Here is a 15,853-nt window from a genome sequence, read left to right as displayed (position 1 = left end):
CCCAGGGGGGGACATCATGGGTCACGACGCGAAGCATCCGGAGCAGGCCGATCATCCGCAAGCGGGCCATCCGGAGCCGCTGAAGCGCAAGGCCTATGAAGGCGAGCTCAAGGCGCTCCATGCCGAGCTGGTCAAGCTGCAGATCTGGGCCAAGCAGACCGGGGCCAAGATCTGCATCCTCTTCGAGGGCCGTGACGGGGCCGGCAAGGGTGGCGTCATCAAGGCCATCATGGAACGGGTGAGCCCGCGGGTGTTCCGCGTGGTGGCCCTGCCCCCGCCCACCGAGCGGGAAAAATCCCAGATGTTCATCCAGCGCTACGTGCCGCACCTGCCGGCGGCGGGCGAAATCGTCATCTTCGATCGCTCCTGGTACAATCGCGCCGGTGTTGAGCGGGTGATGGGATTCTGTAGCGAGGAGCAGGCCCGCAAGTTCCTTACCGGCGCCCCGCTGGTGGAGCGGGCCATGGTGGAATCCGGCATCATCCTGCTGAAATACTGGCTGGAAGTCTCTCCAGCCGAGCAGACCCGGCGCATGGAATCGCGCATCGACGATCCGCGCAAGGTGTGGAAGCTCTCGCCCATGGATATCGAATCCTATTCGCGCTGGGATGAGTATTCCCGCGCCCGCGACGAGATGCTGGCCGCGACCGATACGCCCTGGGCCCCCTGGTACGTGGCCTTTTCCGACGACAAGAAGCGCACCCGCCTCAACATCATCTCCCATCTCTTGTCCCAGGTGCCCTATCAGGCAGTGCCGCGGGAGACGATCAGGCTGCCCGAGCGCGGCGTCATCCATGATGCGCAGGCAAGCCCCGCCATCCGCCACCGGGTGCCCGAGCGCTTCTAGCTGCGCAGCGACCGGGCGGGCGGGCGGCCTATTCGGCCGCGGCGCGGGGTTGTGGCGGCTGCAGGGGTGGCGTCTCGCTCGCCTCGTGCCGGCCGGAAATGGCGTGGTGCACGCGGGTGTCGAGCTTGTCGAGATAGAGATAGACCACCGGGGTGATGAACAGGGTAAGCAGCTGCGACACCAGCAGGCCGCCCACCACCGCCACGCCCAGCGGCTGGCGCAGCTCCGATCCCGCCCCCGCGCCCAAAGCGATGGGCAGCACACCGAAGATGGCGGCAAGGGTGGTCATCATGATCGGCCGAAACCGCAGCAGCGCCGCCTCGCGGATGGCGTCATGGGCGCTGGCGCCGGCGCGGCGGCGCACCAGGGCTACGTCGATCATCATGATGGCGTTCTTCTTCACGATGCCCACCAGCATGATGATGCCGATGATGGCGATCACCGACAATTCCATGCCGGCCACCATCAGCGTCACCAGCGCGCCGATGCCGGCGGACGGCAGGCCGGAGAGGATGGTCAGCGGGTGGATAAAGCTCTCATAGAGCACCCCCAGCACCATGTAGATCACCAGCACCGCGGCCAGGATCAGCAGCACCTGATTGCCCAGCGCATCCTGGAACACCTGCGCGGTGCCCTTGAAGCCGGTAATGATGGAGGCCGGCAGGCCCACGCTGCGCTCCGCCTGGCTGATCTCCTCCACCGCCTGCCCCAGGGAGGTGCCCGGCGCTAGGTTGAAGGAGATGGTCACCGCCGGCTGCTGCTGCTGGTGGGCGACCGAGAGCGGACCCACTGTGCGGCGGATGTCAGCCACCGTCTCCAACGGCACCACCGCGCCCGACGCGGTGCGCAGATAGACCCGGCTGAGATCGGCGGCATCGCGCTGGAAGCGCGGCTGCACCTCGGCGATCACCGCATACTGGTTGGTGGGGGTGTAAAGGGTGGCCACCTGCCGGGTGCCGAACTGGGTGTAGAGCGCATCCCGCAGCATCTGCTCGGTAATGCCCAGGGCCGCCGCCTTGTCCTTGTCGAGGTCGATGGTCAGCTGCGGATTGGAGATCTCAAGATCGCTGGTCACGTCCCGCAGGCCGGGCAGCTTGGCGATGGCCTGCTCCATCTGCTCGGCGCCGGCATAGAGCGCCTTGGTGTCGGAACTCTGCAAGGTGTACTGGAACTGACTTTTGGAGGCGACGCCGCCCACGTTGATGTTCTGCACCGGCTGGAAGAACACCTTCACCCCCGGCACCTGCGCCACCCGCCGCCGCAGGTCCTGGATCACGCCGTTGGCGGACGCCGTGCGCTCGGCGCGCGGCTTGAGGGAGATGAACAGCCGTCCGGTATTGCCGGTGCGGCTGTTGCCGGTGGCGCCGGCGGTGGAGACCAGATAGGCCACGTTGGGATCCTGCCGCACCGCCGCCGCCACCTGCTTTTGATGCTCCACCATGGCGTCGAACGAGGTGTCGGTGGCGGTTTCCACGGTGCCGGTGATGAAGCCGTTGTCCTCCTGCGGGAAGAAGCCCTTGGGGATGACCACATAGAGATAGGCCGACAGGCCCACCGTGGCGAACGTCACCATCAGCATCCGGAAACGGTGCCGCAGCACGGCGTCGAGGCTGATGCGATAGGCCGCGAGCCAGGCCTCGAACATGCGCTCGGTGATGCGGAAGAACAGGTTCGGCCGGCGGCCATGGTCGGGCGCCTTGAGCACCCGGGCGCAGAGCATGGGGGTGAGGGTGAGGGAGACGAAGCCCGACACCAGGATCGCCACCGAAATGGTCACCGCGAACTCGCGGAAGATGCGCCCCACCACGCCACCCATGAACAGCACCGGGATGAACACCGCCACCAGCGACAGGGTCATGGAAATGATGGTGAAGCCGATTTCCCGCGCGCCGAGAATAGCGGCGCGGAACGGCGTCATGCCCTCTTCCACGTGCCGGTAGATGTTCTCCAGCACCACGATGGCGTCATCCACCACGAAGCCGACGCACAAGGTGAGCGCCAGCAGCGTCATGTTGTTGATGGAATAGCCGAACACCCACATGGCCGCGAAGGTGGCGATGATCGACAAGGGCAGCGCCAGTGACGGCACGATGGTGGCGCGCACGTTGCGCAGGAACAGGAAGATCACCAGAACCACCAGGACGATGGCCTCGAACAGCGTCTTCTGCACGTCGGCCACCGCCTCGCGGATGGACACCGAGCGATCCATCAGCACGTTGATGTCGACGGACGCCGGCAGCTGGGCGCGGAACGCGGGCAGACGCGCCTTCACCTCGTCCACCACTGCCACCGTATTGGCATCGGGCTGGCGGACGATGGCGACGATGATGGAGCGATCATCGTTGAACCAGCTCGCCACGCGCTCGTTCTCCACCCCGTCGCTGACGCGGGCGATCTCGTCGAGGCGCACGGGCGCGCCGTTGCGCCAGGCCACCACCAGGCGCCGGAAGTGGTCGGCGCTGGCGCTGGCCGTGCCCATGTCGATGGTGAAGGTCTGCTTCGGCCCGGACAGCACACCGATGGGCGTGTTGGAGGCCGCCGCCTGCACCGCGCTCTGGATATCGGCGGCGGAAATGTTGCGCGCCGCCGCGGCCGCCGGATCCACCCGGATCCGCACCGCATATTTCTGCGCCCCGTAGATCTGCACCTGGGCCACGCCGGGCAATTGCGAGATCTGCTGGCCGATCAGCGTATCGGCATATTCATTCACCGCCGAAAGGGGCAGCGTGGCGGAGGAGACCGCCAGCAGCAGCACCGGCGCGTCGGCTGGGTTGACCTTACGGAAGCTCGGCGGCGTCGTCATCTCGTCCGGCAGCTGGCGCTGGGCCACCGAGAGGGCGGACTGCACGTCCAGCGCCGCGTCGTCGATGCTGCGGTTGAGATCGAACTGGACGGTGATGGAGGTGGCGCCCTGGGTGCTGGACGAGGTAAGCGAGGTGATGCCGGCGATGGTGGCGAGCTGCCGCTCGATGGGGGTCGCCACCGCCGTCGCCATGGTCTCGGGGCTGGCTCCGGGCAGGGACGCGGAAATGGTGATGGTGGGAAAATCCACCCGCGGCAGCGCCGCCACCGGCAGCTGGCGATAGGCGAACAGCCCCGCCACCACCAGCGCCACCATCATCAGCGTGGTCATCACCGGCCGGCGGATGCACAGTTCGGCGAACATGGCGTCAGCTCCCGGCCACGGGCGTCGCCGGCCGCTTCACGCGCACCCGGCTGCCCTCCCGCAGGGACAATTGCCCGTCGATCACCACCGTTTCGGTGCCCTCCAGGCCCTTGGCAATCACGCTTTCGCCATCCACCGTGCGCGCCACGACCACCGGGCGCACCCGCGCGGCGCCATCTTCCACCACGAACACGAAGGGGCCGCTCTGGCCCGATTGCACCGCCTCCGATGGCACCACCACCACGTCCGGCTCGGTGCGCAGGGTTACCGTGACGGCGCCGAGGGTGCCGGGCCACAGGCGCTCATCGGCATTGGCAAACACCGCCCGGGCGGTGAGGGTGCCGGTCTGCGGATCCACCGTATTGTCGATCACCGCCACCCGGCCCCCGCCGATGGTCTCGCCCGACCCCTGCAGGGTGATGGCCACCTGGGCATTCTGCGCCGTGCGCAGATCGTTGATGTAGCGTTCCGGCAGGCCGAAGGCGACATAGATGGGCTTGAGCTGGCGCACCGTGGCCAGGGTGTCGTCGACGCGGATCACCGTGCCGGCCCGCGCTGCCGCCACGCCGATGCGCCCGGTGACCGGCGAGCGGATCTCGTAATAGCCCCGCTGCACCTTGAGGGACTGCAGGTTGGCCTCGTCCTGGTCCACCGTCGCCTGCTGCACATCGGCGGTGGTCTTGGCGTCGTCCAGCTGCACCTGGGAGATGGCCGCGCGGGTCACCAGCCCTGAATAGCGCTCCACGTCGCGGCGCGCCTTCTCCAATTGCACCCGATCCTTGGCCAGGGTGGCCTCGGCCTGCCGGATCTGCGCGTCGATCACCCGGGAATCCAGCTCGAACAGCAGGTCCCCGGCGGCGACGGTGGCGCCATCGGCAAAGGCGACCTTCTCCACCTCGGCGGCGACCCGCGAGCGCACCGGCACCGTCACCATGGCCTCGACCGTGCCGAGGGCCTCCACCCGCACCGGCATGGGCTTGCGCGTGGCGGCGCCCACCAGCACCGCCACCTCGCGCGGCCGGCCGGCGGCCGACTCGGTCGGGGCCTTCGCCAACCACGGCTTATCCTGCCAGAGCCAGGCGCCACCGCCGGCGACCGCCAGGGTCACCACGGCCAGAACCACGCGCCCGCGCCTACGCCCTTCGCTCGTCATGCCACCCTCGATCCCGCCGCCTGTCGCAATCGCTGCGATGCAACGACACTCTCTGCACCGGGTCCAATTAAGGTTTGGACAGAATTGAAGTCGAATACACGGCGAACGCGGCGCGTTGACGTTTCCGTGATCGCCTGAACCGCGAGAGAGCCGCCAGGCGCCTCAGGCCGCCAGCCGCACGCGGGCAAGGCGCTCCAGCGCGCGATCGATGGTGGCGTCGGTCTTGGCAAAGCAGAACCGCACCACGGAGCGCACCGCGTCATCCGCATAGAAAGCGGAAACCGGGATGGTGGCGACGCCGTGGGTCTTCACCAGATCGAGACAGAAGGACTCGTCGTCGGGCGTATTGGAATGGGCCGAGAGGTCGATGTTGAGGAAATAGGTGCCGGCCGAGGGCAGCACCCGGAAGCCGAGGCCCGCGAGGCCATCCGCCAGCCGGTCGCGCGAGCGCTGCAGGCCCGCCCGCATAGTGGTGAAATAGGCGTCTTCCTTGCCGAGCCCATAGGCCACCGCGGCCTGCAGGTTCGGCGGCGTGGTGAAGGTGAGGAACTGGTGGGCCTTGGACAACACCTTCATCAGCGGCGGCGCGGCCAACACCAGCCCCACCTTCCAGCCGGTCATGCCGAAGATCTTGCCGGCGGAAGAAATCTTCACGGTGCGCTCACGCATGCCCGGCAGGGCCATCATGCTCTCGAACACCCGCCCGTCGAAGATGACGTGCTCCCACACTTCGTCGCACACCGCATAGGCACCGAAGCGCTGACAGAAATCCGCCACCCGCTGCAGCTCCTCGCGGCTGTGCACCACGCCGGTGGGGTTCTGCGGATTGTTGAGCAGCACCAGCTTGGTGCGATCGGAGAAGGCGGCCGCCAGCTTCTCCTCGGTGATGGTCCAGTGGGGCGGCTCCAGGCGCACCAGCCTGGCAATGCCGCCGGCCCGCTGCACCAGCGGCAGATAGGCATCATAAAGCGGCTGGAACAGAACCACCTCGTCACCGGGCTCGATCAGCGCGAGCAGCGCGCCGGCCAGGGCCTCGGTGGCCCCCGAAGTCACCATCACCTCGGTCTCGGGATCGAGCGAGAGCCCCTGCCAGCGTTGGAAATGGGCGGCGGCGGCCTGGCGCAGCTCGGGCAGCCCCATCATCGGCGGATACTGGTTCCAGCCGTTCACCACCGCATCGGCCGCCTTCTGGCGCACGTCCAGCGGCCCGGGGTCGTCCGGAAAGCCCTGCCCCAGGTTCACCGCCTCATGGGTGCGGGCGAGTTGGGACATCACCTCGAAAATGGTGGTGGGCAGCGCCGAATAGATGGGGTTCAGCGGACGCGCGGCGAGAAAGGAGGTCATGGCGGCATCTATCTGCGGAAACGGCGCCCCCTGACGGAGCGGCTGCCAGCCCTTTAGCCCCTTCGTGGCGGCAACAAAAGGGCGGAGCGGCGCTAACCGCGCCGACCCGGCACCGAAAGCGGCTTCAGGGCGGCGAGCAGCGCCTCCTGCGTCACCTGCGCCATGGGCATCAGCACCTTGGCGGCCTCGGTGCGCCGCCCGGGCCGCATCACCAGCACCACCGTTTCAGCGCCGCCGCAGGCCGGATCGCCACAGGAGATCTCGGACACCGAAACCGTGGCCTCCTCCTCCAGCTCGAGCGCCTGGCGCACCAGGTCCGCCAGCGCCCGGGCGGCGTCCCGGTTGCCGTCCGCGCCATCGCGGCGCCGCATGAACAATCGCATGGCCTTCCCTGCTCTCCCGGTCGCCCGACCCGCCACGCGGAGGCCGGCACGGCGCCAGCCATGCCGTGCCCTCGCGGCGGGAAAAAGGCGCCTCGTCAGTCCTCATCCAGCGGCGCGCTCTCACCGAACAGCCGGCGCAGCACATGCAGGCCGCGCCGCAGGCGACCCCCTTCGAGCCGCAGCACCGCCCAGGTGACGCGGCCATCGTCCACATCGCGCACCTCGATCACCGCCCGGCCGTAGGCGATGCGCATGCCCGGCGCGACGCGATCGCTGGCGCGATCGGCGAACGCGTCGGCGATGGTGAGCGCCCACTCCTGCTGCGGCACCGGCAGTCCATAGAGCCCGGCGAGATCGCCGAGCCGCACCTCGCCCACGAACGGAAAGGCGGCCACGTCATCGAGCACCAGGGTTTCCTTGGGCCGGAACAGGCGATCGAGCCCATGCACCTTCTGCGGCGGCGCCAGGATATAGCCGTAGTCCCCCGGCTCGAGCGGCCCGGCGGCTTCCGGTGTCAGGGTCTGGCCGGCGCGCACCACCATCACCAGCCGCGCCCATTCCGGCAGGCCGCTGCCGGTGGCCGGCGTGCCGGCGGTGACCGGATAGCCCACCAGCTCCACCTCCATCTGCCCCGGCAGGTCGATCTCGAACCGCCGCACCGCCGGCAGCGGATCGGACAACGCGACGCCGAAGCGCCGTGCCGCCGGCACCATGGTGAGGCCATGCAGGATCAGCGAGACCAGCACCACCGTGAAGGCGATGTTGAAATAGACCTCCGCATGGGCAAGGCCCGCCAGCATGGGAATGGTGGCGAGGAAGATGGAGACCGCCCCGCGCAATCCGGCCCAGGAGATGAAGGCCTTTTCCGCGTTGGAGAAACGGAACGGCGCCAGGCACAGGAACACCGCCAGCGGGCGCCCCACCAGGATCAGGAACACCGCGACGCCCAGCGCCGGGATCGCATAATCCAGCAACGTCTGGGGCGAGACGAGGAGGCCCAGCATCACGAACATGACGATCTGGCACATCCAGGTCACGGCATTGAGAAAGCCGGTGATGGGCGCGATGGCGCGCACCGGCCGGTTGCCCATCACCAGGCCCGCCACGAAGACCGCCAGGAAGCCGGAGCCGTGCGCCAGCGCCGTGACCGCGAACAGCAGCACCGCCACCGCCACCACCAGCACCGGATGCAGCCCGCCGGGCAGATCCACCCGGTTGATGAGCCAGGCGAGCAGCACCCCGCCCACCACGCCGAGCACGCCGCCCACCACCAGCTCGCGAAACACCCCCAGCACCACCGCCAGCCCGGGGTGGGAGAGATCGCTGGTGATCAGTTCCACCAGCAGCACGGTGAGGAACACCGCCGCCGGATCGTTGGTGGCGGATTCGAGCTCGATCACCGAGCCGACCCGCCGGCCGAGATGCAGCCCCTGGGCATGCATGAGGAAGAACACGGCGGCGGCATCGGTGGAGGCCACCACCGCCCCGACCAGGAAGCCTTCCAGCAGCGACAGATTGAGCAGCGGCACCGCCACCAGGGCCACCAGGGCCGCCGTGAGCACCACGCCGATGGTGGCGAGCAGCAGTGCCGGCGTCACCGCCCCGCGCATGGCGCCGATGCGCATGCGTAGCCCGCCATCGAACAGGATCAGCGCCAGCGCCGCCGACCCCACCATGTAGGTGGCCCAATAATCGTTGAAATGGATGCCGCCCGGACCGTTCTCACCGGCCAGCACGCCGATGAGCAGGAACAGCAGCAGAATCGGAGCGCCGAAGCGGGCGGCCAGCAGGCTCGACAGGGTCCCGGCAACCAGCAGCGCTGCAACCACCAGCAGAACCACATTGGAGATGACCACTGCACCCATGCTCTCGCCCAAGCCTCGTCACGCTCGACCGTGTCTCCATCCCCGAGCGGTGGGCCCGGCGCATTGCACGCCGACAGTAGCGCGACATCGCATCAGCGCGTAAGCTCTTGTCGTTGCGGACAACCAGAGACGGTGTTTGGGGGCGCGCCGGACACGTTCTCAAGGGTGCTGACATGCCGTGGCGCAGACGGGTCTGTGCTTACCAGGTCGTTCCCTTCACCTGCGCCGATGATGGCCTGTGGGTGATGGAGGGCGAAACCATCTGCTTCGAGCATGACCTCGCGATGGAAATCGCCGAGGCGGATTGTGACTGTGCCGCCTGGGTCGGCATCTATGCCCTGGACCATCGCGGCGAGCGCCTCTGGGCGGCACCCATCGCCAGCTATGGTGCGCACAACCCGCACGCCGGCACCGACGCGCAGAATGCCCACCATGCGCTCCAGCCCGGCCTCTCGCTGCCGAACGCACCTCTGCAGAACGTTCCACTTCATAAGGTGACGCTCCAGGGGCCCCGGCTCACCCTGCCGGCGGGCGGACAGGCCACCCGCAACGGGCCCGCGCGCCACTGACGCCAGGCAGCACGGGCCCCACTGAGGGACGGCTGCGCGGCGGCACCGGCGCCGCTGCCAATGCGCGACCAGCGCACCTTGGCTCGGCAAACGTGGGGTCCCCCGGGATCAGTAAACGTGAGAGCCCAAACGACCGCAACCGCGCGCGAGACTGTCCGGAGCAACACGGCCCGGAGCAGCGGCAATAAAGGCGCTGCGGAAGGCGCCTAATAATCCCACTGCGCGCCGATGCCCACCGAGGTGGAACCGTCTGCCCCGGTGGCGCCCTGCAGGCGGATGTTGCGGGTCACGTCCACATCCACGGTCACCTGGCTGGAATTGGGCGTGGTGCCCTGCTTCACGCCCATATAGATGCGGTCGTTGATGCGCCGCCCGAGGCCCACCTGACCGCCGGTGCCGGCGGAATTCATGCCCACGTCGAGGCTGTCCACCCCGAGGGTACGCCGCATCTGGTCCAGCACTCCGCCGCCACCCGAGAACTGGGCGATGGTCTGGGCAATCTGCAGGCTCTGCGTCGCCGTCAGCGATCCGGCATTGCGGCCGAACAGCAGGCGCGCCAGCACCTCATCCTGCGGCAGGGTCGGGGTCGAGGTGAAGGTGATGTCCGGCCGGGATGCGGGTCCGGTCACCAGAATGCGCGCGGTGATGTCGTTGGCGGTGGTCTCCGCCACGAAATCGAGCTCCGGATCGGTGCTGCCGGTGAACTGGATCTTGCCCCGGGTGAAGTTGAGGCGCTTGCCGAGAATGTCGAACTGGCCGCGGCGCATCTCGAAGCCGCCCTGGGTCAGCGGCGCCCGGCTGGAGCCGGAGACGCGGATCTCGCCCCCCAGCTCCGCCTCCATGCCCATGCCCCGCACGAAGATGTTGTTGGCCGCGGCCACCACCAGATCGAGGGTGACGCCACCGCCACCACCACGCTGCCGCTCAGGCGGTGGCGGGGGCACCCGCGCGGCGTTGCGGCCGCGGCGGTCATTCACATTCTTCACCTGCATGTACTGAACGCCGCCGGGCATGCGCTCGGCAATGTTCACGTCCATGGCCCGCACCTGAAGCCGGCCGGTCACCCGTGGATCGTTGGTGAACTGGCCCTCCAGCGCAATCCGTCCCTCGGTGACGAGACGGATGAGCTCGCTGTTGACGAGCCCCGCATTCTGCATGGTCACCTCGAGCCGGCCCGGGAAGTTGGCGGCGGGGTCCAGCCCCACGCTGCCACGCACGGCGACGCTGCCGCCATTGGGGGTGCGGGCGGTGAGCGACTGCACGGTCACCGAACGATCGGTACCGGCGATGACGCCTTCGATGCGATCCAGGGTGACACCATTGGCGCCATCATTGTAGCGCCCGCCACTGATACGCACAGTGCCGCCCGCGCGCGGAGCGGCGGTGGTGCCGCGGATGGTCGCGTCGATGGTGGCGGTGCCGGCCAGTTGACTGCCGAGCGCAGCGAGCGAAGGATTGGCGATGCGCAGATCGACGCCGCCCCGCGCGGTCAGGTCCATGTCCCCCGCCCCCATGGGCACCGAGCCGGTGATGGCGAGATTGGAGAGGTGGGTTCCGGAAATCGTGGTGCGGGTGGTGACCCGGCCATTGCCGAGCTGCCCATTGGTGCGGATATCGAACGGGCCGGCGCCGGCGGCGGCGAGGTCGGGGTTGCTGAGCCGCAGCACCTGCAGATCGTAGGTGCCATCCGGCCGGGCCGCCGGTCCGCGCAGGCGCGCGGTGCCGTTGAGGGTGCCGGCCAGGTTCAGCCCTGGCGCTGCGAGCTCCGCCAGCGCCAGCGGCAGGGCGCGCACATCCACGTTGAGATCGAGCGTACTGCCGGCGCGGCCGGAAACGGTGGCGCTGCCGCCGCGGCTGGCCACCGCCAGCCGGTCGATGGTGACGTCGCCGCCGTTGATGGTGATGTTGGCCGGCGCCGACGTGGCCAGGGTGGTGCCGCCCCGCGCCATGCTGAAGCGTTCCAGCCGCACCTGCGAGGTGGTGCCCTGGTGGTTGAGCTGGGCCGCGGCGGCCACATTGGCCCCGTTCACCTGGGCATCGAGCTGCAATGCCGTGCCGCGGCCGGCGCCGCGGGCGGTGAGGGTGGCGCGGGGAATGGCCACCCCGGCATTCACATCCCTGACATCCACATTGCCGTTGAGCACCGGTTGGCCGGTGGGATCCGTCACATCGAGATTGATGCGCGCGGCGCCCACGCTCTGCCCGGCGGCGCGCACGCCGTCGGCGGTGGCATTGAGGGCGATGGTCTGGCGCCCGTTGGTGGAGCCGAGATCCACCTTGGCGTCGAGCTTACCAGCCAGTTCCGTCAGCGCCAGGGCCGAAAGGTCGGCGAGATTGCCGGCGGCCACCGCCAGCTGCCCCGCCATGAGGCCATCGCCGCCACGGGCCACATCGCCGCGCGCCGTCACCGAGCCGATGGCGAGATCGAGCTTTTCCAGCCGGGCCGCGCCGCCATCGCCGAGGGCGAAGGCCCCGCCGCCGGTGGCCGGCTTGCCGGCGATACGGCCATCGAGCTTGAACGCACCGGCGGGCAGGCCGGTCAGGTTGCGCGCATCGAGATCAAGCGCCAGCCCTTCGAGCTTCTGGCCCATGGCGGTGCCTTCGGGCACCGCCACCCGGGCCGCCACCGCCAGCGCGTCGAGGCTGCCGGAGAAGGCCGCCGTGGTGTCGAGCCGGCCGGACAGACGCGGCTCCACCCGCTTGAGATCGTCCAGGGTCAGCAGAACCTTCAGGTCCGCCAGCGCCTTGGAGAGGGTGCCGTTGACCTTCAGGTCGAGCCCGGTTGCCGACAGGGTGAGGTCCTCGACCCCGAAGGCGGCCTCCCCCGTGCGGGCGATGGCGCCGGACAGCCGGGAGGTGTCGCCGAACAGGCCGTCGACCGCGGCGATGCCGGTCTTCACCTTCTCGGTGCCCCCGGCGAGCTTGAGCGTGAGCTGGCGGAACTGCTCCGCTCCCTTCACGTCCGCCTCGAGCTGGGCGGTGCCGGAGAGGGGCCGGCCGGCCAGCGGCCCGAAGGCGGCCAGATCCAGCCGCTCCAGATGCAGGGTGCCATCGGCCCCCTCGGCGCTGGCGGTACCCGTGAAGCGGGCCGACAGGGCATTGAGCGCGGCGGTGAAGCCGGTGAGCGTCGGGGTGCCATCGGCCGGCTTGGTGGCGGTGGCGGTCAGCCGGGCAGTGTCGCCCAGCGCCGCGCGCACCTTGGCGTCGGTGCTGGTGAGCCCGGCGGCCTGGGCGTCGACGGACAGGGCGAGGTCCCCCGCCCCGCCCTGGGGCCGGGTCACCGCATCGAGGGTCAAGGTCTTGGCGCCATAGCCGGCACCGGACAGGTCCGCCGCGGTGAGCCGCACGGTGGCCGCCGGCGCCGCCAGCGCCCCCTTGGCCGCGCCTTCCGCCTTCACCGACGTCCAGGCGACCCCGGGGGCAAGCGCCGAGAAGCGGTCGGCATCACCGGCCACCGCGCTGAAGGCGAGATCGGAGCCGTCGCCGGCGGGGTCCACCTTGCCGCGCGCCGCGAAGCCGAAGCCGGAGGCGCGCAGGGTCAGGGTTTCCACATCCACGAGGCCGGCGGTCTCCACGAGGGCGGTGGCCGAAAGTTCAGTCTTATCCTCGAACAGGGGGGCGATGGCGGCGGGCAGCAGCCGCGCCACCTCGGCATCGAGCGTCAGGTTCACCCGGTGGCCGGCCGCGGTGGCGCGCACCCCGGCTGCGCCGGTCATGTGCGCCACGGCGCCGGCATTCAGCGCCAGATTGCCGTCCCAGGCATCAATCGGCCCCTTGCCGGTGATGCGTGCGTCGAGCGCCGGCAAGCCATCCATGCCGGCGGCGCGGGCCACGAGGCCCCCTTCCGGCTCGGTGGCGTTGATGTCCACCACCAGGTTCCGCGTCTGCGGGGTGTAATGCACCTGCCCCGTCACCTGGCCGGGCGCGTCCTTGCGGGCGAGGTCGAAATCCACCGCCAGCCCATCGGAGGCGGCCATCAGGTCGGCCGAGGCGGTGAGGGTGAGCTGGGCCGCGCGACCGAGCAGCGGCTCGCCGAGGGAGATGTCGGCGATGGCCAGGCGGCCGAGCCGCACGGGCATGGCGAAGGATCCGCCGCCCGAACTGCTGGTGGACGGCTCCGAGGGCGGCAGGTCCGGCACCCGCTCGACAGCGATCCGCGCCGCCTCCACCGCCTCGATGTTCACCACCCCGCCGAGCAGCGACAGGGGATGCCAGGCGAGGCGCAGGGCCTCCACCTCCGCCACCGGGCCCTTGGCGTCGGCGACGCCGATATGGCCGATGCTCATATCCCACGGCACGCCGCCGCGAATGTCCGAGATGGTGACCGTGAGCCCGGATACGGACGCGAGCTGCGAAGCGATGCGCGCGAGGGCGCCCTTGCCCGGCCCGGTCTGCAGCGCGCCGAACAGCGCCAGCACCAGCACCAGCAGGCCCGCGACGACGAAGCCCGTCCAGCGCAGGATCGAGAAGAGAATGCCACGAGCCGCCATCAGAAAGCCTGCCCCAAGCTGACATAGACGCCGTACGAGCCGTCGTCTGGTCCGGGATTGAGGGGAACGGCGAAGTCCAGGCGCAGCGGCCCGATGGCCGTGTAGTAGCGCAGGCCCAGGCCGGCGGAATATTTCATCATGCTGAAGTCGGGATATTCGGTGGCATAGGCCGAGCCCATGTCGAAGAACGGCACCAGGCCGATGGTGTCGGTGATGCGCACGCGCAATTCCGCCGATGCCTCGAAATAGCTGAGGCCGCCGATGATGATGCCGCGCGCGTTGCGCGGGCTGGCGGACTGGTAGTCGTAGCCGCGCAACGAGCCGCCGCCGCCCACATAGAACCGCCGCTGGGCCGGCACGTCGGTGAGATCGGCGCCGGCATAGCCGCCGGTGGAAACCCGCCCGGCCAGGATGTAGCGCTTTTCCTCATCGAAGGCGTGGTAGGCGGACAAGGTGCCCTTGGCCATCACCGGGCCGGCGCCATTTTCGCCCAGATAGGCGAACGGCTCCACCGTCACCGCCGCGCGCAGGCCGCGGGAGGGGTCGAGGGGCGAATCCGTATTGTCGAAATTGAAGTCCAGCGGCACGCCGGCGATGAAATAGTCGCCGCTGCCGTCGGCATCCTCCACCGTGGAATCTTCCAGGTCGATGCCGATCTGCAGGCTCATCTGATCATTGAAGCGATGCCGCACGCCGCCCAGGAAGGTCACGCCTTCCCGCACATAGGCGTTGGTCACCTCGCGCAGGCCGGCCACCTCCGCCAGCAGATCGTCCTTGGCGGTGAAGATGCCCGGCTTCATGAAGCTCGCCGACACCTTGTAGCCGAACGGGTCGGCATCGGGCACCGCCTCGGATTTCTCGCCGAACCAGGAGACGGTGGCATCCAGCCGCAGGGTCTCGCCGCCACCGAACAGGTTGCGGTGGCCCCAGAAGGCGGTGAGCGAGGAGCCGTCGGTATTGGAGTATTTGGCGGAGAATCCGACGAAGCGCGGCGGCCGGGCCGTCACATCGATAAAGATGGGCAGCTGGCCGTTGGCGTCGAGATGGTCGGCCTCGCGCACCCGCACGCTGGCGACGGATTCGATCTTGGCGAGGCGCCGGCGCAAGGCGGCCAGGCGCTCCGGCGAATAGGGCTCGCCCGGCTGGATCTCGATGCGGTCCTCGATAAAGCCGGGGGTGAGGAAATCGGCGCCCGAAACGGTGAACTTCCCGAAGGTGGCGCGCGGCCCGGTGGACACCAGGAAGGTGACGTTGAGCTGCTGGGTGGCGTGGTCCGCCACCACCTCCTTGTTCGCGACCTTGGCGAAGGGATAGCCCATGCGCCGCCAATGGTCGGACAAGGTGGTCTCGGCGGCGACGATGGCGTCGGCGCGTGCCACCTGGCCGGTTTCCAGCCGCAGCGCCCGCTGCGTCGGCGCATCGGCCAGCGGCTGGCGGTTGCTGGCGCTGAGCACCCGCACGGCGCCGAAGGTGAACTGCGGCCCGGGGTCCACGACGATCTTCACCGGCACCGGTCCCCGGGCGCGGCTCGCCTCGACGATGTCGAAAATGTTGGGCGTGTCGGCCCGGTTGCCGGAGATGGTGATCTCCATGGTGCCGCCGTAATAGCCGTTGGAATAAAGCGCGGCGATGATCCGGTCACGATCCGCCGTCACCCGCCGCACCAGCCCGGCCGCCCCCGAGGGCGGGTTGGACTTCATGCTCTCCAGGTTGGAGGCATCGGTGATGGCGCTTTTGACGCTGCGATCGCCGCCCACCACCTCCAGCTCGATGGTGTAGGGCACGGCGTCGATGGTCGGCGGCTTCTTCTCTTTCTCCCGGTTGGGATTGAAGAAATTGGCGACAGAATCAAAAAAGTCGCCGTCCTCCGCATGCGCCGGCAGAATGCCGAGCGCCAGCACCGCCGCCGTCACTGCCACGGGGCGCCTGCACAGGCCGAAAAAGGAAGTCGCCGCTCTCGCCATTTCCGCTCGAGGTTGGAAGGGGTTTGCCGCGGCGCACGCCACGCACTCTTCGCGAAAGGGCCGAAAGTCCCC

Annotated in this window: 9 protein-coding genes; 2 read left to right on the top strand and 7 right to left on the bottom strand. The window is 69.0% G+C overall.

Annotation, left to right across the window (positions count from 1 at the left end; translation table 11 throughout):
* Positions 1 to 16: 16 nt before the first annotated feature.
* Complete coding sequence (gene ppk2 / locus MEU52_RS10380) at positions 17 to 847, top strand: polyphosphate kinase 2 (RefSeq protein ID WP_238121204.1); 831 nt, start codon at positions 17 to 19, stop codon at positions 845 to 847.
* Positions 848 to 875: 28 nt separating this feature from the next.
* On the opposite strand, the gene MEU52_RS10375 is transcribed toward ppk2, so the two are convergent.
* From MEU52_RS10375 to MEU52_RS10355, 5 genes are all read right to left on the bottom strand, one after another.
* Positions 876 to 4,013 (bottom strand): efflux RND transporter permease subunit, encoded by a 3,138-nt coding sequence (locus tag MEU52_RS10375; protein ID WP_238121203.1) that lies wholly within the window; start codon positions 4,011 to 4,013, stop codon positions 876 to 878.
* Positions 4,014 to 4,017: 4 nt separating this feature from the next.
* Positions 4,018 to 5,166: an efflux RND transporter periplasmic adaptor subunit gene (locus MEU52_RS10370; protein WP_238125015.1), complete on the bottom strand. Its 1,149-nt coding sequence runs from the start codon at positions 5,164 to 5,166 to the stop codon at positions 4,018 to 4,020.
* Positions 5,167 to 5,328: 162 nt separating this feature from the next.
* Positions 5,329 to 6,510 carry an aminotransferase gene (locus MEU52_RS10365; RefSeq protein WP_443266581.1) on the bottom strand — a complete coding sequence of 394 codons (1,182 nt, stop codon included), beginning with the start codon at positions 6,508 to 6,510 and terminating at the stop codon, positions 5,329 to 5,331.
* A 92-nt stretch (positions 6,511 to 6,602) separates the two neighbouring features.
* Positions 6,603 to 6,893 (bottom strand): hypothetical protein, encoded by a 291-nt coding sequence (locus tag MEU52_RS10360; protein ID WP_238121201.1) that lies wholly within the window; start codon positions 6,891 to 6,893, stop codon positions 6,603 to 6,605.
* 95 nt (positions 6,894 to 6,988) lie between these two features.
* On the bottom strand, positions 6,989 to 8,758 hold the full coding sequence (locus MEU52_RS10355) for a potassium/proton antiporter (RefSeq protein ID WP_238121200.1): 1,770 nt from the start codon (positions 8,756 to 8,758) through the stop codon (positions 6,989 to 6,991).
* Positions 8,759 to 8,931: 173 nt separating this feature from the next.
* Between MEU52_RS10355 and MEU52_RS10350 the strand changes: the two genes are divergently transcribed.
* On the top strand, positions 8,932 to 9,327 hold the full coding sequence (locus tag MEU52_RS10350) for a hypothetical protein (RefSeq protein ID WP_238121199.1): 396 nt from the start codon (positions 8,932 to 8,934) through the stop codon (positions 9,325 to 9,327).
* A gap of 206 nt (positions 9,328 to 9,533) precedes the next feature.
* Here MEU52_RS10350 and MEU52_RS10345 read toward each other — a convergent pair whose 3' ends face one another.
* The gene (locus MEU52_RS10345; RefSeq protein ID WP_238121198.1) at positions 9,534 to 13,817 is read right to left on the bottom strand and encodes a translocation/assembly module TamB domain-containing protein; all 4,284 of its coding nucleotides are present in this window, start codon (positions 13,815 to 13,817) and stop codon (positions 9,534 to 9,536) included.
* On the bottom strand, positions 13,817 to 15,736 hold the full coding sequence (locus MEU52_RS10340) for an autotransporter assembly complex protein TamA (protein WP_238121197.1): 1,920 nt from the start codon (positions 15,734 to 15,736) through the stop codon (positions 13,817 to 13,819). The genes MEU52_RS10345 and MEU52_RS10340 overlap by 1 nt, the downstream gene beginning before the upstream one ends.
* Positions 15,737 to 15,853: the final 117 nt, after the last annotated feature.

The organism is Xanthobacter sp. NM-25, assembly GCF_022138605.1.
In the GTDB taxonomy this organism is placed as follows: Bacteria; Pseudomonadota; Alphaproteobacteria; order Rhizobiales; family Xanthobacteraceae; genus Xanthobacter.
This window is presented reverse-complemented; position numbering and strand designations above follow the sequence as displayed.